At 73.8% G+C, this 244-nt stretch carries 1 pseudogene; it reads left to right on the top strand.

Annotated elements, in window-relative coordinates:
* Positions 1 to 244, top strand: a pseudogene (locus KVT44_RS56645) (hypothetical protein); the annotation flags it as partial.

The raw sequence follows: 244 nt of genomic DNA, 5'->3' as shown, positions 1-244 counted from the left end.
ACCGTGGCGGACTCCGCCCGCGCGGGCGTCCAGTCGCTCGTCGGTCTGGCCTGCGGCATCGCGGTCGGGTTCGGAGGCCTCGCGATCGTCGCCTCGGGCGCTCCGGGGATCGTCGCCGTCGGTGCGGTGGTGCTGGTCGGCGTGGCGGTCGGCGGCATCCGTGCCCTCGGTGTCGGCCGGGACTGGGTGGCTCTGGCCGGGCTCTTCGTCCTCCTGCTCAGCAAGAACGATCCCGACGGCTTCT

Source organism: Streptomyces sp. GbtcB7, from assembly GCF_019091445.1.
Lineage (GTDB): Bacteria > Actinomycetota > Actinomycetes > Streptomycetales > Streptomycetaceae > Streptomyces > Streptomyces mirabilis.
Note: the sequence above shows the minus strand (reverse complement) of the source record. Positions and strands in the feature narration are given on the sequence as shown.